General features: G+C 72.5%; 22 protein-coding genes. 5 read left to right on the top strand and 17 right to left on the bottom strand.

What is annotated here, in order from left to right:
• Positions 1-51: 51 nt before the first annotated feature.
• A complete protein-coding gene (locus ACGFIE_RS12765) occupies positions 52-336 on the bottom strand; it encodes a putative quinol monooxygenase (RefSeq protein ID WP_393294003.1) in 285 nt (94 codons plus the stop codon).
• Positions 337-491: 155 nt separating this feature from the next.
• Here ACGFIE_RS12765 and ACGFIE_RS12760 point away from each other — a divergent pair, with 155 nt between their 5' ends.
• Positions 492-1,847, top strand: coding sequence for a serine hydrolase (locus ACGFIE_RS12760; RefSeq protein ID WP_393294001.1), 1,356 nt, complete (start codon positions 492-494; stop codon positions 1,845-1,847).
• A gap of 7 nt (positions 1,848-1,854) precedes the next feature.
• Here ACGFIE_RS12760 and ACGFIE_RS12755 read toward each other — a convergent pair whose 3' ends face one another.
• The 3 genes from ACGFIE_RS12755 to ACGFIE_RS12745 form a co-directional block, all read right to left on the bottom strand.
• Positions 1,855-2,658, bottom strand: a complete 804-nt coding sequence (locus ACGFIE_RS12755; protein ID WP_393293999.1) for a hypothetical protein — start codon at positions 2,656-2,658, stop codon at positions 1,855-1,857.
• 90 nt (positions 2,659-2,748) lie between these two features.
• The gene (locus ACGFIE_RS12750; RefSeq protein ID WP_393293997.1) at positions 2,749-3,507 is read right to left on the bottom strand and encodes a MerR family transcriptional regulator; all 759 of its coding nucleotides are present in this window, start codon (positions 3,505-3,507) and stop codon (positions 2,749-2,751) included.
• 50 nt (positions 3,508-3,557) lie between these two features.
• Positions 3,558-5,840: a putative bifunctional diguanylate cyclase/phosphodiesterase gene (locus tag ACGFIE_RS12745; RefSeq protein WP_393293995.1), complete on the bottom strand. Its 2,283-nt coding sequence runs from the start codon at positions 5,838-5,840 to the stop codon at positions 3,558-3,560.
• A gap of 227 nt (positions 5,841-6,067) precedes the next feature.
• On the opposite strand from ACGFIE_RS12745, the gene ACGFIE_RS12740 reads away from it, so the two are divergent.
• A complete protein-coding gene (locus tag ACGFIE_RS12740; protein WP_393293993.1) occupies positions 6,068-7,249 on the top strand; it encodes a hypothetical protein in 1,182 nt (393 codons plus the stop codon).
• A gap of 229 nt (positions 7,250-7,478) precedes the next feature.
• Here ACGFIE_RS12740 and ACGFIE_RS12735 read toward each other — a convergent pair whose 3' ends face one another.
• From ACGFIE_RS12735 to ACGFIE_RS12710, 6 genes are all read right to left on the bottom strand, one after another.
• Positions 7,479-7,712 carry a zinc-ribbon domain-containing protein gene (locus tag ACGFIE_RS12735; RefSeq protein ID WP_393293991.1) on the bottom strand — a complete coding sequence of 78 codons (234 nt, stop codon included), beginning with the start codon at positions 7,710-7,712 and terminating at the stop codon, positions 7,479-7,481.
• Between the two features lie 242 nt (positions 7,713-7,954).
• The gene (locus tag ACGFIE_RS12730) at positions 7,955-8,248 is read right to left on the bottom strand and encodes a hypothetical protein (RefSeq protein ID WP_393293990.1); all 294 of its coding nucleotides are present in this window, start codon (positions 8,246-8,248) and stop codon (positions 7,955-7,957) included.
• 113 nt (positions 8,249-8,361) lie between these two features.
• Complete coding sequence (locus tag ACGFIE_RS12725) at positions 8,362-9,231, bottom strand: SRPBCC family protein (RefSeq protein ID WP_393293988.1); 870 nt, start codon at positions 9,229-9,231, stop codon at positions 8,362-8,364.
• Positions 9,228-9,782, bottom strand: a complete 555-nt coding sequence (locus ACGFIE_RS12720) for an ArsR/SmtB family transcription factor (protein WP_393293986.1) — start codon at positions 9,780-9,782, stop codon at positions 9,228-9,230. Before ACGFIE_RS12720 ends, ACGFIE_RS12725 begins: the two co-directional genes overlap by 4 nt.
• Before the next feature lie 100 nt (positions 9,783-9,882).
• Positions 9,883-11,226, bottom strand: a complete 1,344-nt coding sequence (locus ACGFIE_RS12715; RefSeq protein ID WP_393293984.1) for a class I SAM-dependent methyltransferase — start codon at positions 11,224-11,226, stop codon at positions 9,883-9,885.
• Positions 11,223-12,620: an FAD-binding oxidoreductase gene (locus ACGFIE_RS12710; protein WP_393293982.1), complete on the bottom strand. Its 1,398-nt coding sequence runs from the start codon at positions 12,618-12,620 to the stop codon at positions 11,223-11,225. The genes ACGFIE_RS12715 and ACGFIE_RS12710 overlap by 4 nt, the downstream gene beginning before the upstream one ends.
• 93 nt (positions 12,621-12,713) lie before the next feature.
• Between ACGFIE_RS12710 and ACGFIE_RS12705 the strand changes: the two genes are divergently transcribed.
• Together ACGFIE_RS12705 and ACGFIE_RS12700 are read left to right on the top strand one after the other, a co-directional pair.
• On the top strand, positions 12,714-13,184 hold the full coding sequence (locus tag ACGFIE_RS12705) for an aminoacyl-tRNA deacylase (protein WP_393293980.1): 471 nt from the start codon (positions 12,714-12,716) through the stop codon (positions 13,182-13,184).
• A 64-nt stretch (positions 13,185-13,248) separates the two neighbouring features.
• Positions 13,249-13,959: an RICIN domain-containing protein gene (locus tag ACGFIE_RS12700; protein ID WP_393293978.1), complete on the top strand. Its 711-nt coding sequence runs from the start codon at positions 13,249-13,251 to the stop codon at positions 13,957-13,959.
• Position 13,960: 1 nt separating this feature from the next.
• Here ACGFIE_RS12700 and ACGFIE_RS12695 read toward each other — a convergent pair whose 3' ends face one another.
• Entirely contained in the window at positions 13,961-15,265 is a 1,305-nt protein-coding gene (locus tag ACGFIE_RS12695) for an MFS transporter (RefSeq protein ID WP_393293976.1), read from the bottom strand.
• A gap of 53 nt (positions 15,266-15,318) precedes the next feature.
• On the opposite strand from ACGFIE_RS12695, the gene ACGFIE_RS12690 reads away from it, so the two are divergent.
• Positions 15,319-16,326: a GlxA family transcriptional regulator gene (locus ACGFIE_RS12690; RefSeq protein ID WP_393293974.1), complete on the top strand. Its 1,008-nt coding sequence runs from the start codon at positions 15,319-15,321 to the stop codon at positions 16,324-16,326.
• A 34-nt stretch (positions 16,327-16,360) separates the two neighbouring features.
• On the opposite strand, the gene ACGFIE_RS12685 is transcribed toward ACGFIE_RS12690, so the two are convergent.
• From ACGFIE_RS12685 to ACGFIE_RS12660, 6 genes are all read right to left on the bottom strand, one after another.
• Positions 16,361-16,825 (bottom strand): hypothetical protein, encoded by a 465-nt coding sequence (locus ACGFIE_RS12685; RefSeq protein WP_393293972.1) that lies wholly within the window; start codon positions 16,823-16,825, stop codon positions 16,361-16,363.
• Between the two features lie 28 nt (positions 16,826-16,853).
• Positions 16,854-18,809, bottom strand: a complete 1,956-nt coding sequence (locus ACGFIE_RS12680) for a VWA domain-containing protein (protein WP_393294642.1) — start codon at positions 18,807-18,809, stop codon at positions 16,854-16,856.
• Positions 18,809-20,269, bottom strand: coding sequence for a magnesium chelatase (locus ACGFIE_RS12675; RefSeq protein WP_393293970.1), 1,461 nt, complete (start codon positions 20,267-20,269; stop codon positions 18,809-18,811). The genes ACGFIE_RS12680 and ACGFIE_RS12675 overlap by 1 nt, the downstream gene beginning before the upstream one ends.
• A gap of 57 nt (positions 20,270-20,326) precedes the next feature.
• The gene (locus ACGFIE_RS12670; protein WP_393293968.1) at positions 20,327-21,403 is read right to left on the bottom strand and encodes a hypothetical protein; all 1,077 of its coding nucleotides are present in this window, start codon (positions 21,401-21,403) and stop codon (positions 20,327-20,329) included.
• 76 nt (positions 21,404-21,479) lie between these two features.
• On the bottom strand, positions 21,480-22,130 hold the full coding sequence (locus ACGFIE_RS12665; protein ID WP_363678810.1) for a response regulator transcription factor: 651 nt from the start codon (positions 22,128-22,130) through the stop codon (positions 21,480-21,482).
• On the bottom strand, positions 22,127-23,371 hold the full coding sequence (locus ACGFIE_RS12660; protein WP_393293966.1) for a histidine kinase: 1,245 nt from the start codon (positions 23,369-23,371) through the stop codon (positions 22,127-22,129). The genes ACGFIE_RS12665 and ACGFIE_RS12660 overlap by 4 nt, the downstream gene beginning before the upstream one ends.
• Positions 23,372-23,414 lie beyond the last annotated feature (43 nt).

Raw genomic sequence — 23,414 nt, 5'->3', positions numbered from 1 at the left:
TTCGGCCGGCCCGGGGAGGGCCGGGTCAGGCCCCGTGCGGGCCGGGGCGGGTCAGGCCGCCTCGACGCCGGAGATCAGATAGCGGTGCACGTCGGCGTCGAGGATGGCCACCGTCTGGGCGTCGCTCGGCCCGGCGCCACGGAACGCCGCCAACTGCTCCGGGGACTCCCAGCGTTCGAAGATGTGGATGCGGTCCGGGTCGAGCGGGTCCGCCGCGAGCAGGAAGTCGAGGCAGCCGGCCGCCGCGCGGGCCTGTTCGATTGTCTCTCGGCAGCCGGAGAGGTAGTCGTCGCGGGCGCCGGGCTCGACGCGCAGACTGCCGGCAATGATCAACATGAGTGCCTCCCCCGGGCGGTATCGCTGTTACGCGAGATACCACAGGGTCATAGTTATACCTCCGAGGTGTGGCGCTCGCGGGGACATCGGCTCCCGGACGGGTGACGGCGTTCTCGCCAGCCCCAGCGGCCTCGCGGGCTTCATATCGTGCAAACGTGAGAAAAAGCGACAAGAAGCGCTCATCTTCCCTGTTCGCGCCGCGCCCCCACGTACCCCTCAGGTGGCTGGCGGCGGCGGTCGCGCTCGTCGTCGTCGCGACGACGGGGCCGGCCACCGCCGACGGTCCCGGCCCGGCGGCCGGCACCGGCCAGCAGATCACGGACGGGCCGGCGGACGAGGGCGGGCGCAACGACGAGCCGGGCGTGGAGCCCGCGCCGGAGCGGGCGCCGACAAGTGAGGTGTCCTGGCTGTCGTTTCCCGGCGGAGTGTTCGCGGTGGACTCGCTCGGGCACACGGTGCGGTACCGGGCCTGCGACGGCGACACCGGCCGGGTCGCCGATCCGGACATGCGGGTCGCCGCCGGGGTGGCCAGCGGTGAGGTCACCGTCGAGGGCAGGAGCTTCCGCTACCAGGTGCCGCTGATCGGGCGCGGCGCGGGGACGCTCGTGGTGTCCGGGCCGCACGCCCAGCCGGTGGAGCTGCCCGGCGTGGTGGTCACCAGCCCGCAGCCGCCCACCGATCCCGTCGAGGGCGCCCGGCTGTTCCCGCTCAGCGGGCAGCTCGCCCGGGTGGTCGCCGACGCGAGCCTCAACCCGTCCGGGGCCAGCGTCCGCGACCTGTCCGGACGGTACGGCGACCAGCAGATCTCGATCAACGGCGCGCTGCGTCCCAAGGCCGCCAGCGTCATCAAGCTGTGGATCCTGGTGGAGCTGCTGCGCCGGGTCGACTGTGGACAGGTCTCGCTCGACGACGGCGTGCTTGTCACGCCCGCCGACGTGGTCGGCGGCACCGGTCAGCTCCAGTTCGAGACGTTTCCGCAGGAGGTCACCCTGTACCGGCTCGCCCGGTACCTGATCAAGTACAGCGACAACGTCGCGGCCAACGTGCTGATCACCTACCTGGGCGGGTTCGCCCCGGTCAACGCGCTTGTCGACTCGATGAATCAACGGTCCACCATCCTCGCCCGCCGGATGCTCGACAGCGCGGCGGCGCAGCGCGGCGAGGAGAACTACACGAGCCCGGACGACGTGGTGTCGCTGCTCGGCGCGGTCTGGGACGGCGAGATCCTCACCCCGACCTCCCGCGACCTGATGATCGGGTTCATGCGGGAGCAGACCCTCAACACCAAGATCCCGGCGGCGCTGCCACCCGGCGTCCCGGTGGCCCACAAGACCGGTGACCTGCCGGACGCCTCCCACGACGTCGGCTACTACCTGATCCCCGGCACCGAGACCGCAGTCGCCTTCCTCACCGCCGGCCCGATGGCGACGGGCGACGAGACCGTCCGTCGGATGGCCCGGACCGTCTACGACTTCCTGGTCACCCCGAGCGTCGGCGCGGTCGAGGAGTGAACAGGCGTCAGGCGCCGGGGATGTTCGCCGGCGGGTCCTCCCCGACCACGTCGGCCGCCGGCGGTTCGGCCGCCACCGGCAGCCCGAAATCCGAGTACGCCAGGTCGAGCTGGGCCGTCTTCGCCTGCTCGGTGGCCAGCTCGATCCGGTAGCGGACCAGCCGACCCTGCTCGTCGACGCTTGCGGTGAACGGCACCTTCGCGGCCCGGTCACCGAGCACCCCGCCGATTCCGCCGCCCAGCACGGCGGCGCTGTCGCGCAGGTCCAGCGTGCCCGCGTACTCCCGGTTGCCGGTCTGCCGAACGGCGGCCGGCGCGGTGAGCGTGCTGGCCAGCCGGGTGTTGTCCAGGCCCTTGTTGTTTACCGGCCGACCCGGCGTGCCGACGTGCCACCACGTCCTGCCGTCCCAGACCGGGACCCGGCGGTCCGGGGCGCTGATCCGCACGTAGACGTCCGGACCGGTGGTCAACCGCTCGATCTTCACCTCGCCGTTGGGCACCTTGAGCGAGGTGGTCTCCGTGCCACGCCGCGCCTTCGGGTCCCACACCAGGATCGTGGTGTCCCCCTCGGCGGTCCCGCCGCTGCCCACCGTCAGCCGGTACGGCTGCTCGTCCACCTTCGCGGCGGCGGCGACAAGCACAGCGGCCGCATCGGTCGGGGCGGGTGCCGCGCCGGTCGAGCCGGTCGACGTCGCGGCCGACGGGCGGTCCGCGTCCGGCCGATCGTCACCGGCGGCGATCAGGGCCCACACGCCGCCTGCGACCGCCACGACGAGGACAACGCCGGCGGCGACCAGCTTGGGCTTCTGCACGGTCATCTCCCCTGGGCGGACGCCCGCCGGCCGGTCGCCGACCACGCGCACCGCGGTGCGGTCCGGCCAGACTAGCCGGACCGCACCGGGTCACGCGCGGCTGATCGCGTTGGCGTGGATCGCCTCGTTCAGGTACGCCGCCAGGCCGGGAGCGATGTTCTCGTAGTACGCCGTGAACCGCTCGTCGGCCATGTACATGTCGGCCAACCCGGTCTGCACCTCGTACGAGCACTCGTAGAACCAGCGGCTGATGATCTGCCGGTGCTCCTCGGCCAGGTCCATCGCCTCCGGGCCGTCCGCCGGCGCGCCCGAGGCCATTAACGCGACGATCCGCCGGCCCCAGTCCTCGTTCTCCGCCTTGATCCGCAGCCAGTCGTCCTTCGTGTAGCGCGACGCTCGCCGGTTCGACTCCCGGTACGCGTCCGTGTCGCCCCAGCGCTGCTCGGCCTCGGCCTCGTACTGCTCGGGGTCGGCGTCGCCGAAGACCTCGAACCGCTCCTCCGGGGTGAGTTGGATGTTCAACTTGCTCGCCTCCATCGCGAACTCGATCGCCGCGACCATCTCCTGCAACCGCTTGAGCCGTCCCGTCAGCAGCTCGTGCTGGCGGCGAAGGTGCGCGGCCGGGTCGGCCGCCGGGTCGTCGATGATCGCGCTGATCTCCTCAAGTGGGAAACCCAGCTCCCGGTAGTACAGGACGAGTTGCAGCCGTTGCAGGTCCGCGTCGTCGTAGCGGCGGTAACCGGCTGAGGTCCGTCCGCTCGGCGACAGCAACCCGATCTCGTCGTAGTGGTGCAACGTCCGGATCGTCACGCCAGCCAGCTTCGCCACCTGACCCACCGTGTACGCCATGGTCCCCCTCCCTTCCGGGAACCAGGCTCCCGCCTGCCGTTACGTCAGGGTCAAGCCCGATTCTGACCCACCGTGGCGGGGCTGTCCGGGCGCCCGTACAGGTAGCCCTGACCGCGTGGGCAGCCGATCGCGGTGACCGCGTCGTGCTGGCGTTCGGTCTCCACGCCCTCGGCGATCACCGCCAGGTCGAACGCGCCGGCCAGCCGGGTCACCATCTCCACAGTCGCGTACGCCCGGTCGTCCGTGCCCAGCCGCGCCACGAACGACCTGTCGATCTTCAGTTCGGTGGCCGGGATGCGGTGCAGGTAGCTCAACGACGAGTAGCCCGTCCCGAAGTCGTCGATGGCGATCTGGATGCCCAGCTCCCGCAGCTGGTGCAGCCGTTCCAGCACCGCGTCGGTCCCCTCGATCAGCGCCGACTCGGTCAGCTCCAGGGTCAACGCGCGCGGCGCCAGCCCGGCGCTGGCGGTGGCCGCCGTGACCGTGGCGATCAGGTCGGGCCGGCGCAGGTGCGCCGCGGCGATGTTCACCGCGACCGTCGCGTCCGGCGCCCGCGCCCGCCAGGTCGCCGCCGCCCGGCACGCCTCGTGGATCACCCAGCGGTCGATCGGGATGATCAGCCCGGTCTCCTCGGCCAGCGGCAGGAACTTCGCCGGCGGCAGCATCCCGAGCCGCGGGTGCCGCCAGCGCACCAGCGCCTCGGCGCTGCGGACCGCCCCGCTCGCCAGGTCGACGATGGGCTGGAACTCCAGGTGCAGCTCCTCCTCGTCGACGGCCCGGCGCAGATCGGCGATCAACTCCGCCCGGGACACGGCCGACTCGCGCAGTTCCGGGGTGCACGTCCGGTACGCGGACTTGCCGGCCGCCTTCGCCGCGTACATGGCGATGTCGGCGTCGCGCAGGATGTCGGTGTGCGAGGCGTGCTGCGGCCCGTACTCGGCGATGCCGATGCTCGCCGACGGGTGCACGCCCACGTCCTCCTCACCGTCGGAGGGTCGCAGGGCGTCCAGCAACCGCTCGGCCAGCCGCTCCGGGGACACCGGCCCGTCCCGCTCGACAAGCACCGCGAACTCGTCCCCGCCGAGCCGGGCGATGGTGCCGTCGCCGGCCACCGCCGTCCGCATCCGCGACGCCAACCCGCTCAGCAGGGTGTCGCCGGTGGCGTGCCCGAACCGGTCGTTGACCTGCTTGAACCCGTCGAGGTCGAGCAGCAGGACGGCCACCGGCCGGCCGTCGCGCAGAGCCAGACGCAGCAGCCGGTTGAACAGCAGCCGATTCGGGAGGCCGGTGAGCTGGTCGCCGTACGCGAGCCGACGCAGTCGCGCCACCAGGCGCAGGTTCTCGTTGGCGGCCAGCCCCTGGCGTACGGCGAGGGCGGCCAGCAACGCCATCATGGTCACGAAGACCAGCTGCGGGGTCTGGCCGGTGGGCCGGCGGGCCAGCAGCACCGCGATGATCGCCCCACCGACCGGCAGGTACGGCAGCGCCACCCGCCACCACGGCGGCAACGGCGACTCGGCGGTCTCGTCGGTGCCGTCGCAGTCCGGCGGCGGCGGGTTCCCGGTGGCCAGGCCGATCAGCAGATAGCTCAGCGGCCAGCACAGGTCGATGGGGTGACCAGCGGCGTAGTCGGCGCGGGCCACCAGCGAGACGTAGACGACGTCGGCGACCACCCGGATGGTGAGGCTCACCGCGAGCACGCTCAGCGGCCGCCACAGTGGCCGCGCCGGCCCGGCCACCGCTACCAGGATGGTGAGCTGCATCAGGTCGAACATCGGGTAGAGCAGCCCCAGCGTGCGCGCCGGGTCGGCCAGCTCCGCGGCGGCGACCCCCTGGAACACCAGCACCCAGCCGATCGGCACCAGGGCCAGCGCGACGATCACGCCGTCCAGCAGCGTCCGGGCCCTCCCCACTCCCGTACGCGGCCCGGACGGCGAGCTGAGCAGCGCGGCGGTGCCGGTGAGGATGCCGGCGGTGAAGACCACACCGACCAGCGGGGTGTGCGGCAGGTCGCCGCCGACCAGTCGCTGCGCCGTCCAGATCGCCCGGCCCAGCGCGGCGAGCGCCATGGTGACGGCCAGCAGTGTCCAGAACCTGCGCAGCGGGGCCGGATGTCGACGGGCCACGCCGGCGCAGGCGAGGGTTGCCCAGCCGGCCACCAGCAGCGCGCCCACGTCACTGACCAGCGCGGCCCCGGGCAGCGCGGCGACCAGCCAGAACGCCTCCACGACAAGGACCGCGCCGACGACTGACAGCCCGACCCGGCTCAGCCGGGTCGGCGCGACGCCGCTGGGCAGCGCGCGGCCCGCACCCTTCACGTCCTGTCGCGACACGGTCGCTCCGGCTCTTCGTCGTACGTGCACCCTCGGCGGACCTGTCCACGGCAAACCCCGAAAGCCTAGCCAGCGCCCCGGGTCGCCCGCCAGGGTCCGGACGGCCGCGCGAGTCGAGCCGATCCGGGCACACAGGACTGTCGTCCCCGGGACGATCCGTCTCCGTGCGAGGGCTCGGCGACCGGACGTACCCGCGCCGCCACCTCTTCGGCCGTACCATCTGCGCGGTGACATCTCCCCGCCGTCGGCTGGCGGCCGCGTCCATCCTCCTGGTGGTGGAAGCGGTGCTGTTCGCACTGCTCGTCACCGAGTCCCCGGCGGGCGCCGTCGTCGCCGTCGGCATCACCTGCCTGTCGTTCTGGGTGCACCTCGTTCTGCACGAGTGCGGGCACCTCGTCGCGGCGAAGCTGCTGTGCCTGGAGGTCGTCGCGGTCCGTATCGCGCCGTTCAACGGCTGGCGCAACCACGTGTCGATCCGACCTGCGCCGTCGGCGACCGCGTTACCGCTGCGGATGGTGCTGTTCTACCTCAGTGGCCCGGTGGTCAACCTCTGCACCGCGACGGCGCTCGGTGCCGCAATGGCGTCGACGAGCACCGCAGTGACAGATGTCGCACTGCTCGGCGCAGCGCTTCTCGCGGCGCTTCTCGGGGTGGCCAACCTCGTCCCCTCTCCGCACACTGACGGCCGCAACCTGCTCGGCTGGCTCGTGACGCCTACCGCCACCATCGCGGCGCTGCGCGCGGCCCACTACCAGGAGGAGATCAACCGGACACTGCGGGCCATCAGCCATGGGGAAGCGGACGAGGGCCGCCTCGAAGATCCGGTTCGCGACGCAGACGACCCACGGCTCGCGCTCGCTGCCTTCCGCCGACGCTGGAGCACCGGACACGCGCGCTCGGCGACGGACTTCGTCGCCGACGCCGAGCGACTCGCGGCGCTGGCTCGGGCCGAGAGCACCGATCCCCGGACGGCCGCCGCAATCGGGCAGGCGCTCAGCGTCCACTTCGGGATGTGGTATCTGTACGCCGCGGTGGTGACCAGATCGCCTGTCGAACACCGGGAGGTGGTGGAGATCTGGGAACTGGCGCGGCTCGGCTCCCAGGTGCAGCCGCACAGGTTGACCGCCCGTGTCGCGATGAGCCTGGCGTACCTGCTCAACCAGCGACCGGAGCAGGCGCAGTCGCTCCTTCTCGACGTCCGGGTCGGCGTCGACCCGCCGGATCTGTGTAGCGTCGCGTTTCTCCTGCGGGCCATCGCTGAGTGCCACCTCGGCAACCACGCCGGCGCGGACACGCACATCAGGGCGGCCGGCGGCGGCTACCCGCAACTGACACAGGTCGTCGCCACGATCCAGGCGGTCGATCCGGTGCCGCCGATGTTCGCTCCGGCACCGATGGCCGACACCTGATCGGTGTGCGGCCACGCCACCGGTACGACCGGAGAGCCGGGAGGTTCAACGGCCGGCGGACCGGTTCCAGGGTGAGCGGGGCAGGGTCGTGCCGGCCATCGGCCGACGGGCGCGTCGGCGCTTCCGCCGGCCGGGGGTGCAGGGCGGGCGGCGGACGGTGTGCACCGCAGGGCCGTCGGGCGGGGGTTGCCGGCCGATGAGCCAGCACAGGAAGCGGGCCATCGGCGGCTCAGCCAACCGTGAGGCGCTGGGCGTCGGACGTGGCGATCTCGTACTGCGCCCCGCAGAACGTGCACTGCTGCGCGTACCGGGTGCGGATCGGGATGAGCGGTATGAAGAAGAGGGTGAACTTGGTCGACCGGCGGGTGATGACCTGCGCGGCGTGGTTGCCGCAGTGGCGGCAGACCTGCTGCACGACGCCCGAGCGGTCGACCTTGGTACGCAGACCAAAGATGAAGAACATCGCCCGCCAGTACCCACCTGACCACGAAAAGGAACGTGCCAAGCAGGAAGGGGACGGCGGTGGATGGTCATCTGTGGTGGTCGGGCGTCCGGCGAAGTACATGCAGCGCGGCCATCGCCTGAGCCCTGAGCTTCCTTGCCAAGATCGTGGTCGATCGTGACGAAACCGTCAGCTTGCTGCTGCTCCGGAGGGCTCGGGGCCGGCACCTCGGCCGAGATCCAGATCGGCTGCCAGCCCGCACCTCAGGTCGCCGACCCCGGCCAGGGTCGCCGCTCGTCCAACTCAACGGCGAGCCGGCGGAGGAAATCGCGGAAGTCGTGCTCGCTGTGCGGCGTCTCGATCTCGTCGGTCAGCGGACCGGCGTATTGCCGCGCCCAGGCGATCGCATCGGCGTAGACGCCCGGCCCGTCGCCGAAATACCGCCGCTCCACCATCGCCGCGGCCATCTGACCGGCGCTGGGGTCGTCCAGCTGAGGGGTGAAGATCAAGCCGTACAGGATCTGGTTGATGACGCCCTTCCAGTCGCGGCTGTCCATCTCACACCTCTCGGACGGGGAGCCCGGCACCGAAAGCAGCTCCACCTTGGATCATCGACCCAAAGGCCGAACCATCCAAGGTGGAGCTGCTGACGTCTCACTCAGTCACCGCGTCAGTTGGCGGGCTCGGGCTCCAGGCCGGGGACCTCGGCGGAGATCCAGATCGGCTGCCAGTCCGGCACCTCGTGGAACCGGCGCAGCTCGGCCAGGCCGCTCACCGACCCGCTCCAGGCGCCGTACGGAGGGTTGGTCTCGTCGAAGCCGCTCTGCACGAAGGTGAGCGTGGTCCGGCCGTCGGACTCGGCCAGCTCCCAGTTCGTGACGCCGGTCGGGCCCCAGTCCACGGACATCTTCCGGCCCGGCTCCAGGTCGACGATCTTGGCCGCGTAGCCGTTCTCGAAGCCGCCCATCGCGTACCGGCCGCCGACCCACGGCTCGATCCCGATGGGGTAGCCGAACCAGGCACTGGCCTGATCGGAGTCGGTGAGCGACTCCCACACCTTGTCGATGGGGGCCGCGATGACCAGCTCGCCGCGCAGGTCGGCGGAGGTGAAGTCGGTGCGGGGCAGCAGCGGCCGACCCTCCAGGTGGGCGGCCAGGTTGGCGATCGACAGCGCCCAGAACGTCTGGAGCACGCCCCGGATGCTGGAGCCGGTCATCGCCTCGTTGAAGTCGAAGTGGCTCTGCGTCAGCGTCAGCACGGTGCTGTCGGTGCCCTCGGCTGTCAACTGGAACTCGCTGGTGGTCTCCACCCCGTCGAGCAGCCAGCCGAAGCGCAGCGTGTCGTCGTCGGCGTGCAGCAGGCGCTGGTGCGGCGCGTCACCCTCGGGCGTGTAGCGACCCCAGAACTCGTACCGCTGGGGCAGCTCGACCTCGGCGTGCTCGGCCAGCCAGAGCCGCAGCTCGGCCGGGTCGGTCAGTGCCGCACGGACGCGCCCGACGGGGGCGGAGAGGCGGGCCTGGACCTTCAACGGGTCACTCATGTGTCGTTCCCTTTCGGATAGCAGGCGACGGCGAGCTTGAAGGCATCTCCTTCACTGCCGCCGTAACGGGCGAACAGGTCCTGAAGTGCGGTTTGCAGGTCGTGCAGGAACTGCGGGCGCTGCTCGGGGGGCACCCGGATCTCGCCGGAGACCCCGATCGAGGGCAACTCGGGGGCGGTTCGGTCCAGGGCGGCGACGTCGGCCTGGACCTCCTCCATCAGGTCGAGCAGGTAGCCCAGGCTCAGCTCGTCGCGGGCTCGGCGCAGCCCGATCCGGCCGACCAGGCGGGGCGACAGCCAGTAGGACCGGGCGGCGGCCTGGTAGATGCCTTCGGTGATGCCGCGGACCTTGCGCTCGTTTACCAGCTCGACGAGGCCGGCCGCGACGAGCTGCTTGACGTGGTAGTAGACGCGCTGCGGCGTCTGATCGAGTCGGGCCGCGACCTCGGTGCAGGTGCGCGGTTCGGCGAGTTGCCGCAGCACCTCGACGCGCTGCGGCTTGAGCAGGACTTCGGCCTGCTCGATCTGCTCCAGGTACAGGACGTCTCTCATGGCAAAATCAGTTTGTACGTACAAAACTTGTTTGTCAATCGCTTCGCGAGAAGCCGCGCCGACTTTCTCGACGCGGCTCCAGGCAGTGTTCAGCAGATGGTCAGGGCAACCAGTCCGGTCGCAGCGGGTAGCCGTTCACACCGTCCGGGCCGTTGTGGGTGGCCAGCACCTGGTGCAGCTGGATGCCGTTGCGCTCGAACGCCATCCGCGACCCGGCCATGTAGAGCCCCCACACCCGGGCCGTGCCCGCGCCCACCTCCGAGACGCAGAAGTCCCAGTGCTCCACCAGGTTGCGACACCAGGCGGCAAGCGTCAGCGCGTAGTGCTGGCGCAGGTTCTCCTCGTGGTGCACCTCCAACCCGGCGTCGTGCACCTCGCTGATCAGCCGACCCGGGCCGGCCAGCTCACCGTCCGGGAAGACGTACCTGTCGATGAACGCGCCCGAGCGGTGCGGCGCCCGGTTGTCGGCCCGCGTGATGGTGTGGTTCAGCAGCCGCCCACCCGTACGCAGCCGCGAGCGCAGCGCCCCGAAGTAGGCCGGGTAGTTGCGCACCCCGATGTGCTCGGTAAGCCCGATCGAGGAGATGGCGTCGAACTGCTCCGCCGGCGCGTCCCGGTAGTCCAGGTGCCGCACCTCGGCCAGCTCGGTCAGCCCCTCCCGCTCGATCGCGGCCTGCGCCCACTGCGCCTGCGCCTTCGACAGGGTCACCCCGAGCGCCTTGACGCCGTACTCGCGGGCCGCGTGACGGACCATGCCACCCCAGCCGCAGCCCACATCCAGCAGCCGCATGCCCTTTTTCAGCGCCAGCTTGCCGGCGACCAGGTCGTACTTCGCCGCCTGGGCCTGCTCCAGCGTGTCGTCCGGAGAGCGGTAGACCGCGCAGGTGTACGTCATCGACGGGCCGAGGACCTTCTCGTAGAAGGCGTTCGAGACGTCGTAGTGGTGCGAGATCGCCGTGCTGTCGCGCACCCGCGAGTGCCGCAGCCCGTTCATCACCCGCTTCCAGCGCGGCTGGGCCTCTTGCGGAGGGGCCGGCGGCGGCATCAGCCGCTCCCAGCCCAGCCCGCGCACCAGCGCCAGCCCGTCGGCCACCGACGGTGGGCGCAGCCGCAACTCGTCCTTGAGCACCCGCAGCGCCTCGTACGGGTCACCCGGGTGCACCCCCTGCAACGCCAGGTCGCCGCTGACGTACGCCCGGGCCATGCCCAGGTCACCGGGTGCGGTGAGCAGGTACGACAGACCCCGCTCGGAACGGATCGACAGGGTGATGCCGGCGTCGGACGGGCCGACGGCGCTGCCGTCGTACCCGATGATCCGCACCGGAAGCGGCGCGGCGGTGACCGCGCGGACGACGTCCGCCACGGTCGGACCGGTGGGCCGGCCCCCCGCCGGCGGGGTGGCGGGGACGCTCGCCGCCCCCTGGTCTCGATCGGTCAGGCTCATGCTCGTGCTACCGCCTTTTCGTACAGTCCCGTCAGCCGGTGGTCCGGGTCGTAGCGGTCCTTCACCGCGCGCCAGGTCTCGCCGCCGTAGAGGCGATCGAAGGCGTCCCGGTCGTAGTACGCGTCCGAGTAGAGCGACTTGTGCCCGCCCGACTCCGACACCCTGCGTTCGATCGTGCGGTTGACGTCGCCGTCGGCGGCGCCGGGCGCGATCGACACGCTCCCCCAGAAACCAATGTTGACGTAGTCCTGCCCCGCGTGGAGCGGATACAGCGGCCACGACCGCGCGGAACCGGGACCCTCCGGCTCGCGCAGCCGCAACGGGCAGAGCCACACCGGGGTCATCCCCACGTTGCCCGCGAACCAGCGCAGGAAGTCGGCCGTGCGGTCCAGCGGGATCTCCACGTCCTGCACGACCCGCTCCCGGGCCGGCTGGCCACGCAGCCGGTCGATCCGGGCCGCCACCTGGTGCCGGTGCTCGAGGCGGACCAGTCGGTGGTAGACGTCGCTGCGCCGGTAACGCGCCGGCCAGAGCCTGCGCACGACCGGGTGCTGCGCGCCGAACGCCGCCGAACACCAGAACCAGTCGGTGTCCCAGCGCCACAGATAGTCGTACGCGGTAAGCACGTCGCGGGTGCGCCGACGCAGCGACCGGTAGTAGATCTCCTGGCCGGTGTAGTCGCTGGGCGGGTCGGCCGCGTCGGTGAACGTGCCCAGGATCAGGTACGCCTCACCGGGGCTGAACATCACGCCGTCCATCACGTCGACAGGCTCGCCGGCCCAGGATCGACTGGCGGACACCTCGGCGATCGCGTCGGTGAGCGCCTCCAGTTGGGTGAACCGGATGTTGCGCAGCGCCACGTACCGGCCGATCGGTTGCAGCTCGATGCGCAGCCGGGTGGCGTACCCGAGGCTGCCCAGCGAGTTGGGGAACGCGGTGAACAGGTCGGCGTGCTCCCCGTCCGGCCGGGCGGTGACGATCTTGCCGGAGCCGGTGAGGATGTCCATCTCGCGTACCGACTCGTGGGGCAGGCCGTTGCGGAAGGAGGTCGACTCGATCCCCAGGCCGGTCACCGCCCCGCCCAGAGTGATGGTGCGTAGTTGCGGCACCACCAGGGGCATCAGCCCGTGCGGCAGCGTCGCGTCGACCAGGTCCTCGTACGTGCACATGCCCTGCACGTCGGCGGTGCGCGCGTGCGCGTCCACCGCGAGCACCCGGTTGAGGCCACTCACGTCGAGGCCCGGGGTCCGGGGAGCGGACCGGGGGCGGAACAGGTTGGAGGTGCGTTTGGCCAGCCGGACAGGCTCGCCCGTGGGCACCGCGGCGTACGACCGCCGCAGCGTGTCCACCGCGTCATCATGGTCAATGGGGTGATCCACACGCTCAGCGCGCATGTGATCACCTTACGCCCGGACCTCGGAATCGGTGGGATGTCAACGCCTGCGGTTTCCCGTCCGGCGCCAGGTTCGACGGTTACCGTGGCGGGCATGCCATCGCCCGCTATCACCGCCCTGGACGCCGCCGGACTGCCGTATCGGCTGGTCAGCCACGGTGCGGTAGGCAGCCTCGCGGAGGCCGCCGCGGCCCGGGGCGTGGCCGTCCCGGACGTGGTCAAAACGATAGTCGTCCGCCGGAGTGCCGACGATCACGTGTTCGTGCTCACCCCCGGCGACCGGGTCGTCTCCTGGCCCAAGCTGCGCGCCCTGCTCGGTGTGCAGCGCATCTCCATGCCGGACGCGGCGGGCGCCCTGGCCGCCACGGGTTACGAGCGCGGCACGATCACCCCGTTCGGCGCGAGCACCGCGTGGCCGGTCATCGCCGACGAGCGACTGCGTGGCCGGGAGATCACCCTCGGCGCGGGCGAGCGGGGTCTCGCCGTCGCGGTCGACGCCGACGCCGCGATCAGCGCCCTCGGCGCGACGGTGGCCGACGTCACCGACCCGCAGCCCACCCGCTGATCCCACCAGCCGCCCGCGTCCGCCGGCTGGCCCCGGCCGGGAGTGGTGGGTGAGGATGGCGCGTATGTCCCTGCCCGAGGAACGCCCCGATCCCGCCGGCACCGTCTACGGCGGTCGGCGGAGAGCCCGTTCCGGGCCGCTGGCCGACCCGCTGCTGCGGGTGGCGTTGGCGGTCGGGCTGGTGGGCGTACTCCTCGGGGTGGTCTTCGCCAGCGGCCTGCTCGACGGCGACGACGAGCCGGTGGTGCCCGCGACGGTCGCCGCGCCGCCCGGCGCGGCCGAGCCGACCGCCCCGCCGGCCGAGCCGGATCCGACCCCCTCGGTGGAGGCGTCGCCGACCCCGTCAGCCACCCCGGCCGTCCCGACCGCCGGCCCCCGCGTGCTGCGGTCGCCCTCCGGGCTCTGCCTCGGGCTCGACGGTGACGGCGAGAAGGCGCAGGCCGAGCTGGCCGCCTGCACCGGCGGCCCGGAGCAGCAGTGGGTCGTCAACCCGGCCGGCGCGGACGCGGTGACGTTGACGAACGCCGCCCACGGGCAGTGCCTCGATGTCGAGGGCGGCAGCGGTGACGACGGGGCGGCGGTGCTGCAGTTCCCCTGTCACGGCGGGGCCAACCAGCAGTGGCGGCTCAGTCCGACAGGCACCGGGCCGGTGCTTGTCGTCGCTGTGCACAGCGGCAAGTGCGCGCAGGCCGACGACGACGGCGCCGAGGCCGGGGACGAGATCCGCCAGCGACCCTGCGACGGCCGACCCGCCCAGCAGTGGACGCTCGGCTGACTCAGCCTCGGAAGCTCCAGGCGCGGGGTGCGGTCGCGGCCGCCAGGACGGCCTCCGACACCGGCCGCCCCGGCCGTCGGCGCAGCAGCAACGACAGCCCGGCCGCGCCGATCGACAGCGCGCCCGCCACGTACCAGGCCAGCGCGTAGTCGCCGAGCCGGTCGCGGACCAGGCCCGCGCCCGTCGCCGCGAGCGCCGCGCCGAACTGGTGGGCGGCGAACACCCAGCCGAACACGACGGCCCCGGCGCCGCCGAAGTACTCCCGGCACAGCGCCACCGTGGGCGGCACGGTGGCCACCCAGTCCAGGCCGTAGAAGATGATGAACACCAGCATGCTCGGCTCGGCCGTGCCCGCGAACAGGCTGGGCAGCACGAGCAGCGACAGCCCGCGCAGGGCGTAGTAGGCGCCGAGCAGCAGCCGGCTGTCCACCCGGTCGGTGAGCCAGCCGGAGGCGATCGTGCCGACGATGTCGAAGAGGCCCACCAGGGCGAGCAGTCCGGCCGCCGTGGTCTCGGCCATGCCGTGGTCGTGCGCGGCCGGCACGAAGTGCGTACCGACGAGACCGTTGGTGGTGGCGCCGCAGATCGCGAACCCGCCGGCCAGCAGCCAGAACGGCCGGGTCCGGGCCGCGGCTGCCAACGCGCCCAGCGCCCGGGTCGCCGCGCCGCCGGTCGGCGGCGGCGGCGCGACGACCTCGGTCGCGCCGTAGGCGGGCAGGTCGAGATCCGCCGGGTGTTCGCGCAGCAGCCACACCACCAGGGGTACGACCGCCAGGGCGGCTCCGGCCACGACGAGCGCCGCCGTGCGCCACCCGTGGTCGCGCACCAGCACGGCGATCAGTGGCAGGAAGATCAGTTGGCCGGCCGCCCCGCCGGCGGTCAGCACCCCGGTGACGAGGCCCCGCCGACGGACGAACCAGCGCCCGGTGACTGTCGCCACGAACGCCAGCGCCATCGAGCCGGTGCCCAGGCCGACGAGGACGCCCCAGCACAGCAGCAACTGCCAGCTCGCGGTCATGAAGACCGTCAGGCCGCTGCCGGCGGCGACCAGCAGCAGCGCCACCGACACCACCCGGCGGATGCCGAAGCGGTCCATCAGCGCGGCGGCGAACGGTGCGGTGAGGCCGTAGAGCAGCAGGTTGACCGAGACGGCCGCGGAGATGGTGGCGAGCGGCCAGCCGAACTCCGCGTGCAGCGGGTGCAGCAGCACCGACGGGGTGGCGCGGAAGCCGGCCGCGCCGACAAGCGCCACGAAGGCGACGGCGGCGACGAGCCAGGCGGGATGCAGGCGACGGGTCGTGGTCACGTCGACAAGTCTGGGCGGGGTTCTCGACGGCGACGAGTGGCCGGAAAGCCATCATGCGCAATAATCGGGCCATGAGCGCTGGCCCGCACCGGATCGCCGTCCTCGCCCTCGACCAGGTCGTCGGCCTGGACCTGGGCACCCCGTCCCAGGTCTTCAGCACCGCCAGGGGTGCCGACGACAGCCGCTTCTACGACGTGCAGGTGTGCACCCCGGGCGCTCGGCCGGTCCGCAGCACCGCCGGTTTCCAGGTGCTCCCCGACCACGGCCTGGAGTTGCTCGACACCGCCGACACCGTGATCGTCCCCGGCATCCACGACGGCGCCGTACTGACCTCGGGCGACATCGAGCCGGAGGTGGCCGTGGCGCTGCGGTCGGCGTACGAGCGGGGTGCCCGGATCATGTCCATCTGCACCGGAGCGTTCGTCCTGGCCGCCGCCGGCCTGCTCGACGGACGGCGGGCCACCACCCACTGGGCGTTCACCGAGCAGTTCCGTCGCCTCTACAGCCGGGTGGACCTCGACCCGGGCGTGCTCTTCATCGTCGACGACCGGGTGTTCACCTCGGCCGGCGTGGCCGCAGGCATCGACCTCTGCCTGCACGTCATCCGCCTCGACCACGGCAGCGAGATCGCCAACCGGGCGGCCCGCCGCTGCGTGATGCCGCCGTGGCGCGACGGTGGTCAGGCGCAGTACATCGAGCAGCCGGTGCCGAAGGCCACCGACGCCAGCACCGCCGGCACCAGGGAGTGGGCCCGACAGCGACTGCACGAGCCGATCGCCCTGCGCGACCTCGCCGAGCAGGCCCGGATGAGCGTACGCACCTTCACCCGACGCTTCCGCTCGGAGACCGGACTGAGCCCGGCGCAGTGGCTGCTGCAACAACGCACCGACCACGCGCGACTGCTGCTGGAGACGACCGACCTCACCGTCGACCAGATCGCCCACCGCTGCGGTTTCGGGACGACGGCCGCACTACGCCAGCAACTGCACCAGCGCATCGGCGTGGCCCCCTCCACCTACCGCCGCACCTTCCACCCCCGCCCCGAGCTGCTCGAAACCTGACCCACCCGGGGTCACGCCCTCCCGAGGCTGCCGCTCAGGTGCGGAGCATGTGCAGTTGGGCCTGGTGTTTGGGGAGGTGGACCCTTTCGTGCAGGTCCAGGGTGCGGGACCAGGGCAACGGCTCGTCGACGATGAGGTCGAAGCCCTCCCGCAGATGGGTCGCGACCGGGGCTTCCGCAGCCAGGCCGAGTTGGTCGACAAGCCCGCACAACCGGTCGCTGGTGCCGTGCAGCAGCGCGGTCAGGCCGCGCAGGCCACCCTGCTCGGCCGCGAGCGCGTCGAGCTGCGGACGGTGGATGTCCTCCTCCAGCTCGTAGTAGGCGAACGGCGACCCGGCCAGCAGTGCCTCGCTGGCCTGGATCATCAGCTCGTCGTTGGCGACCAGATGCGCGACGATCTGCTCGGCGCTCAACTGCCCGTCCGGCGGCGGTCCGAACCCGCCGGCGTCGACCTCAGCGAACAGAGCCCCGTAGGCCCCTCGCAACCCCGCGTCCTGCACCCCTCAAGTCAACCCTGCCCGCAGCCGTTCAGCGGCGGGATTGGCGGGAGCGGAGGTAGTCGCTGACCACGTACTCGCCCAGATCGTCGGTGTCCGGGGTGAACATGCGGCCGCGGCTGCGTCGGGCCACCGCGTCGACGAAGCGGCGCAGACCCGGGTCGTCGCCGAGCATGAACAGGTTGAGCGTGGCGCCGTAGCGGCTGAGCTTGTCCACCTCGCGGACGGTCGCCTCGATCGTCTCCGGCAGCGGCGGCCAGTGGAACAGCGCCTCGCCGTCGTCCGGGTCCAGGTGGGCGGTCGGCTCCCCGTCCGTGACCACCAGGACCACCGGCTCGGCGTCCGGATGCCGGCGCAGGTGCCGGGCGGCCAGCCGCAGCGCGTGCTGGAGGTTCGTGCCCTGCTCCATGTCCGGCTCCACCGCCGCCAGCTCCTGCTGGGTGAGGGTCATCGCCTCCCGACCGAAGCCCACGATCTGCAACGCGTCCTGCGGGAACCGGGTCTCCATCAGGTGCGCCAACGCCAGCGCCGTCTGCTTCATCGGCCCCCAACGACCCTGCGAGATCATCGAGTACGACAGGTCGACGCAGAGCACCACCGCCGCCGAGGCCCGCTTCTCGGTCTCGACCACCTCGAAGTCGTCCACCGCGAGTTGCAACGGAACTGTCGGACCGGCCCGGCGGACCGCCCGGGTCAGCGTCCGGACCACGTCCAACGGCTGTTCGTCGCCGTACTCCCAGGGGCGGGACGCGCCGCTGACCTCGCCGGCGGCGCCCGCCGAACGCAGGTCGTGCTGGCCGCGCGGCCCAGCCGTCAGGTCGGAGAAGACCCGTCGCAGCGCCGTCCCGCCGAGCCGGCGCAGCGCCTTCGGGCTCAGCGTGAGCCCGTCCGCGTCCCGGCTCACCCAGCCCTGCCGGCGCAGCTCCCGTTCCAGCTCACGCAACCGGCGGACGTCGTCGGCGGCGTCCCGGCCCAGCGTCCGGGCCACCGCGTCGACGTCCACGTCGTCAAGCGTTGCCCCGGGGTGTTCCTGGTCGAGCTGGTCCAGCAGGTCGTCCAGTTCGCCGATCTCACCCAGCGCGCCGGCCGCGTCGCCGTAGTCCAGTGGCTGGTCGCCCCGGACCCGCTCGCCGCGCCCCCAGCGCAGATCCGGTCGCAGCGCCCGCAGGTTCGCGTCGAGCGCGGACAGTTCCCCGGCGAGACGGTCACCGAGTGACTGCTGCATCAGACCGGCCAGCTCGGCACGCTGCCGCTCGGAGAGCGAGTTCATCAGCCGCTCACCGGCCGCCGACCGGCGGGCCAGCACGTCGATCAGCTCGTCGACCGTCTCCGGTCGCTCCGGGAAGAAGTCACCGTGCCGGCGCATGAACTCGGCGAACGCGTCGGTGGTGTCCTCCGCGCGGCCGTGCCGGGCCAGCAGGTCGTTCAGGTCCCGCATCATCTCGGCGAGCCGCTGCTGGGCCGCCGGATCGGCGGACGCGCGCACCGCGTCGCGCAGCCCGGCGAACCGCTGACCGAGGACGTCGTCGCGGAGCTGGTCGAGGATCTGCTGGTACGAGCGGCGGGCGTCGTCGCTGGCCCACTCGTAGCCGGACAACTCCTCCACCGCCCGCGCCGTGGAGCGGGGCAGATTGTCCAGCACCGCCTCGGCGAACCGGGCGCCGTCGTCGTCGCGGCCCCGCAGCTCGTCACGCTCGGCGGCGAGGGCCTGGTCGAGCAGCGCCTGGGCTCGGGTCACCGCGCCGTCCAGGTCACCTCGGCGCAGCGCCTCCCGGCGCAGCCGTCGCGCCCGGGCGGCCAGGTCGTCCAGACCACCGCGCCCCTGCGGGCCACGGCGCAGAAGGTCGCGCAGCGCCTCCCGCAGGCTGCCGCCGGCCAGCACCTCGGCGCCGACCGCGTCCACAGCCTCGCGTACGTCGTACGGGGGTGCGAGCGGGTCGGGCCCGCCGTTCCACTGCCCGTACCGGAACCGGTTGCCGGCCACGATCAGCCCCGGCCGCCGTAGACGGTACGACCGGTATCGGTCACGTCCTTGCCGAGCCGGCGGGTCAGGTGCAGCCCCTCCAGCACGAACTCGACGGCGGCCGCGGCCTCCTCCGGCGTGGGCGCGTCGCCCAGACCGAGCCGATCGAGGACCTTGGCCAGGCCGGGCACCGTGCCCACCTGGCGCAGCAGCTCGGCGGACCCGACCAGCTCGCCGGTCTCGATGGCGGTGCCGTCCTGCACCAGGTTGGTGAACCCGGACAGGTCCAGGCCGGCCAGGTGGGCGCGGAACGTCTCGGCGGTGGCCGTCCGCAGCAGGTGGGCGAGGACCTCGATCTCCCGCCCCTCCTCGCCGCTCTCGAACTCCACCTTGCCGCGCAGCGTGCTGGTCACCGACACGGCGTCGCCGACCCGGGCCACCGCCGCCTCGGGCCGACCGTCCGGGCTGGCGGAGGCGGCGAGCAGGCCGGCGCGGCGCAGCGCGGCACCGGCGACGGTCTCGGCGGCGGCGATCGCGAACCGGGCGGAGACGCCGGAGCGCGGGTCCACCGACGGGGACTCCCGCACCGCGCGAGCGAAGCGGGCCAGCACCTCCAGCACGTGCTCCGGCACGGCGGCGACCAGGTCGGCCTCCTGGCGGATCAACGCCAGCTCCAACTCCAGGTCGACCGGGTAGTGGGTGCGGATCTCCGCGCCGAACCGGTCCTTGAGTGGGGTGATGATCCGGCCCCGGTTGGTGTAGTCCTCCGGGTTGGCGCTGGCCACCAGGAGCAGGTCAAGTGGCAGCCGGAGCTGGTAGCCGCGGACCTGGATGTCCCGCTCCTCCAGCACGTTGAGCAGCGCCACCTGGATCCGCTCGGCCAGGTCGGGCAGCTCGTTGACGGCGAAGATGCCCCGGTTGGTGCGCGGCACCAACCCGAAGTGGATGGTCTCCGGGTCACCGAGGGTGCGGCCCTGCGCGATCCGGATCGGGTCGACGTCACCGATCAGGTCGCCGACGCTGGTGTCGGGGGTGGCGAGCTTCTCGCCGTAGCGCATCGAGCGGTGCAGCCAGCCGATCGGCAGCTCGTCGCCGGCCTCGGCGACCTGGGCGACCGAGGCGGGGGTGAGTGGGTGCATCGGGTGCTCGTTGAGCACCGAACCGGCGATGACGGGCGTCCACTCGTCGAGCAGCCCGCCCAGCGCGCGGATCAGTCGGGTCTTGCCCTGGCCGCGCTCGCCGAGCAGCACCATGTCGTGCCCGGCGAGCAGTGCCCGCTCGACCTCGGGCAGCACGCTGTCGTCGTAGCCGACGATGCCGGGAAAACGGGTCTCGCCGGAGCGCATCCGGGCGAGGAGGTTGTCACGGAGTTCCTGCTTGACGGTGCGGTACTGGTGACCGGCCGCCCGCAGCGCGCCGAGCGTGCCGGGCAGGTCGGCCGGTGGAACCGGGATTACCGGGTTAGGCGCAGTCACCCGACCCACGCTAGCTCACCTTCGCCGGGGTGCCCCGGTCATCGGGGGGCACCCCCACTGCCACCCTCAGCCCCGCCCGCAGCGCCGGCAGGCTCCCCGGCGGCGCAGGTGGTACGCGTAGGTGGCCGCGCCGAGCGCCACACCCCACACCGGCCAGAGCAGCATCGGGGCCCCGGTGAGGCTGAACCCGCCGGTGAGCCGGTAGAACTCGGGATTGCTGAGCAGCCCCAGGCTGGCCGCGGTCACCGCGATGGCGACCAGGGTGGCCGGCACCACCGCCAGCTTCACCGGCACCCGGCGACCGGCGAGGCCGACCATCCAGCCCGGGAACCGCTCGCCCCAGCGCTGCACCAGGCCCAGGGTGAGGATCGCACCGACGGTGGCGAACGCGCCAAGCCCGAAGCCGGCCCAGACTATTCCGGTGTCCTGCATCTCGGTGAGGAACTCCCGGGAGATGCCGAGCGGGATGCCGGCCGCCCAGGCGAACCGGGTCGACGCGTACGCCAGGGGAATGGCGGCGGCGATGCCGGCGGCCCAGCGACCCCAGCGCGCGGCGGCGGCCGGGGTGGTCCAACCCCTGTCGGTGCCGTCGCGGCCGCAACCCACGCAGGCCTCGGCGGTGCGGCGCTGCCAGACGAGCACCGCCCCGGCCAGCAGCAGCCCGCCGGCCAGCGCGGCGAACCGGCCGAACAGCGCCCAGTTGAGGACCTCGGAGTAGTCGATCGGCGGCCAGCCGAACGGCGCTCCGACGATCAGGATCGGCAGGTAGCCGAGGACGACGAGCACCCGGGCGTCCGGGACGACCACGGCGAGTACGAACGCCACCGCCCAGCCGTAGCCGGCGAGCAGCGCCCGCAGCGGACCGGGCGGTCGGATCGCCGGGCGGCTCATGGCCAGCGCGGCCACTGCGGCGGTGAGCAGGACGCCGGCGAAGAGCGGGGTGGCCAGGTCCACCGGCACCAGGCGCAGCAGGTTGACGTCGCCGCCGTGGGTGTCGTTCGCGCCGAACGGGTAGCCGGCGCCGGCGAGGGTGCTCACCAGGGCGAGAACGCCCCACAGGCCGAGCCACGCGGCGGCCAGCGGGGCGAACCGGTCGGGCCACCGGGAGCCGGAGCGGGGTGGGGAGGAAGTGATCGTCGTCATGCTCTCAGCCTCGACCGACAGCCCGTCGAATCCCTCCCGGCCGGCGGTGAACCCGCTCCCCCGGGTGGGGGACCGTTCAGCCCGACGGGGTGACGAAGCCCGACTCGTACGCGGCGATGACCGCCTGCGTACGGTCGCGGACGCCCAGCTTGGCCAGCACGTTGCCGACGTGCGTCTTGACCGTCTCCACACCGACGACCAGGTGCGCGGCGATCTCCGGGTTGGACCGGCCGGTGGTCATCAGCCGCAGCACCTCGGCCTCCCGCTCGGTGAGCCGGGCGGCACGCAGCCGGTCGCCACCCGCCGGCCCGTACGCCCCGACGAGTTGACGGATAGCGGCCGGGAAGAGCAGCGACTCGCCTGCCGCGACGACCCGGACCGCCTCCACCACCTCCGCCGGCCGGGCTCGTTTGAGCAGGAAGCCGGAGGCGCCGGCGCGCAGCGCCTCGTAGACGTACTCGTCGTTGGCGAACGTGGTGACCACCAGCACCCGGGGCGGGTCGGCGGAGGTGGCCATCAGGTGCCGGGTGGCCTGGATGCCGTCGATGCCGGGCATCCGCACGTCCATCAGCACCACGTCCGGGCGGTGCCGGGCGACCAGCGGCGGCACCTCGGCGCCGTCGGCGGCCTCGGCGAGCACCCGCAGGTCGGGTTGGGCGTCGATGATGGCCCGCAGCCCGACCCGGATCAACTCGTCGTCGTCGACGATCAGCACGCCGGTGGTCATCGCACGTCCTCGTAGGGCAGACGGGCGCGGATCAGCCAGCGGTCGCCGTCCGGGCCCACTGTGAGTCGACCGCCGAGCAACAGTACCCGTTCCCGCATGCCGTCCAGGCCCCGACCGGACCGCCCCGTGTCGGCCCGGTCGGGGCGGCTCATCGTGTTGACCAGCTCCAGTTCCAGCGCGTCCGACCGCAGGTCCAGGCGCAGTGTCACCGGGCCGTGGCCGTAGCGGGCGGCGTTCGTCAGTCCCTCCTGGACGATCCGGTAGCCCTCCCGCGAGACGATCGCGGGTAGTCGGGTCGGGTCGCCGACGCGCTGCGCGTGCACAGTCAGTCCGGCCGCGCGGGTGTCGGAGACCAGCCGGTCCAGGTCGGCGAGGGTACGCTGCGGCGCCGTCGAGGGTCGGTCCCCGCCGGTCTCGCGGAGCAGCCCGAGCACGTGGTCCAGCTCGTCCATCGCGGTCCGTCCGGCCTCCTCGATGGCGCCCAGCGCCCGCCGGACGAACTCGGGATCGGTGTCGAGCACCTCGCGGGCCGCGCCGGCCTGGAGGGTGGCCACGGTCAGCGCGTGACCTACCGAGTCGTGCAGTTCCCGGGCCAGCCGGTTGCGTTCGGCAAGTCGGGTGGCCCGCGCCTCCAGCGCGGCGATCCGCTCGGCCTGGGCCGGGCCGAGCAGCACCGGCGCCATCGACACGGCGAGCGCGCCGAGCCCGGCGACGGCGTAACCGAGGCCGACCAGCAGGCCCACCCCGGTCAGCGTCAGCCAGCCGCTGTCCCGCCCGTCAAGCGGCCCGAACTGCTCCCCGCTTGTAAGTTCGTCGCCCACGCCGAACTGCTGGGCGATGAACGCCAGCGCCATCGGCAGGGCACTGAACAGGGCGGACATCACCAGTGCGCCGACGATGAGGTGCGTGGCGATCCAGAGCGCGCCGCGCAGCCTGCTCTCCCGGTCGCCCCGGTGCCCCGGCGCGGGGTCGGGCAGGTCGACGCCGAGCAGCGTCCGGCAGGCGGCGATCTCCAGAGCCCGGCTGCCGTCCAGCAGCAACGGCACTACCGCGATCAACGTCGCGATCACCAGCAGGGCGTACACAAGTGGGCGGGGGATCTCCGAGTCGGTGAGCATCTGCGCAAAGGTCACCGCGAGGACCCCGTACGGCAGCGCCAGCACGCCGCCGAGCAGCAGGAACACGCCGCGTCGCCAGGTGCTGCCAGCGACCAGCGGGGCCAGTGCCGCGCGCAGGGTCATGCGGACATTCTGCTGCCGTCACCCCGGGGCGCGACTCCCCCAC

This window comes from Micromonospora sp. NPDC049275 (assembly GCF_043197115.1).
Classification (GTDB): Bacteria; Actinomycetota; Actinomycetes; order Mycobacteriales; family Micromonosporaceae; genus Micromonospora.
Note: the sequence above shows the minus strand (reverse complement) of the source record. Positions and strands in the feature narration are given on the sequence as shown.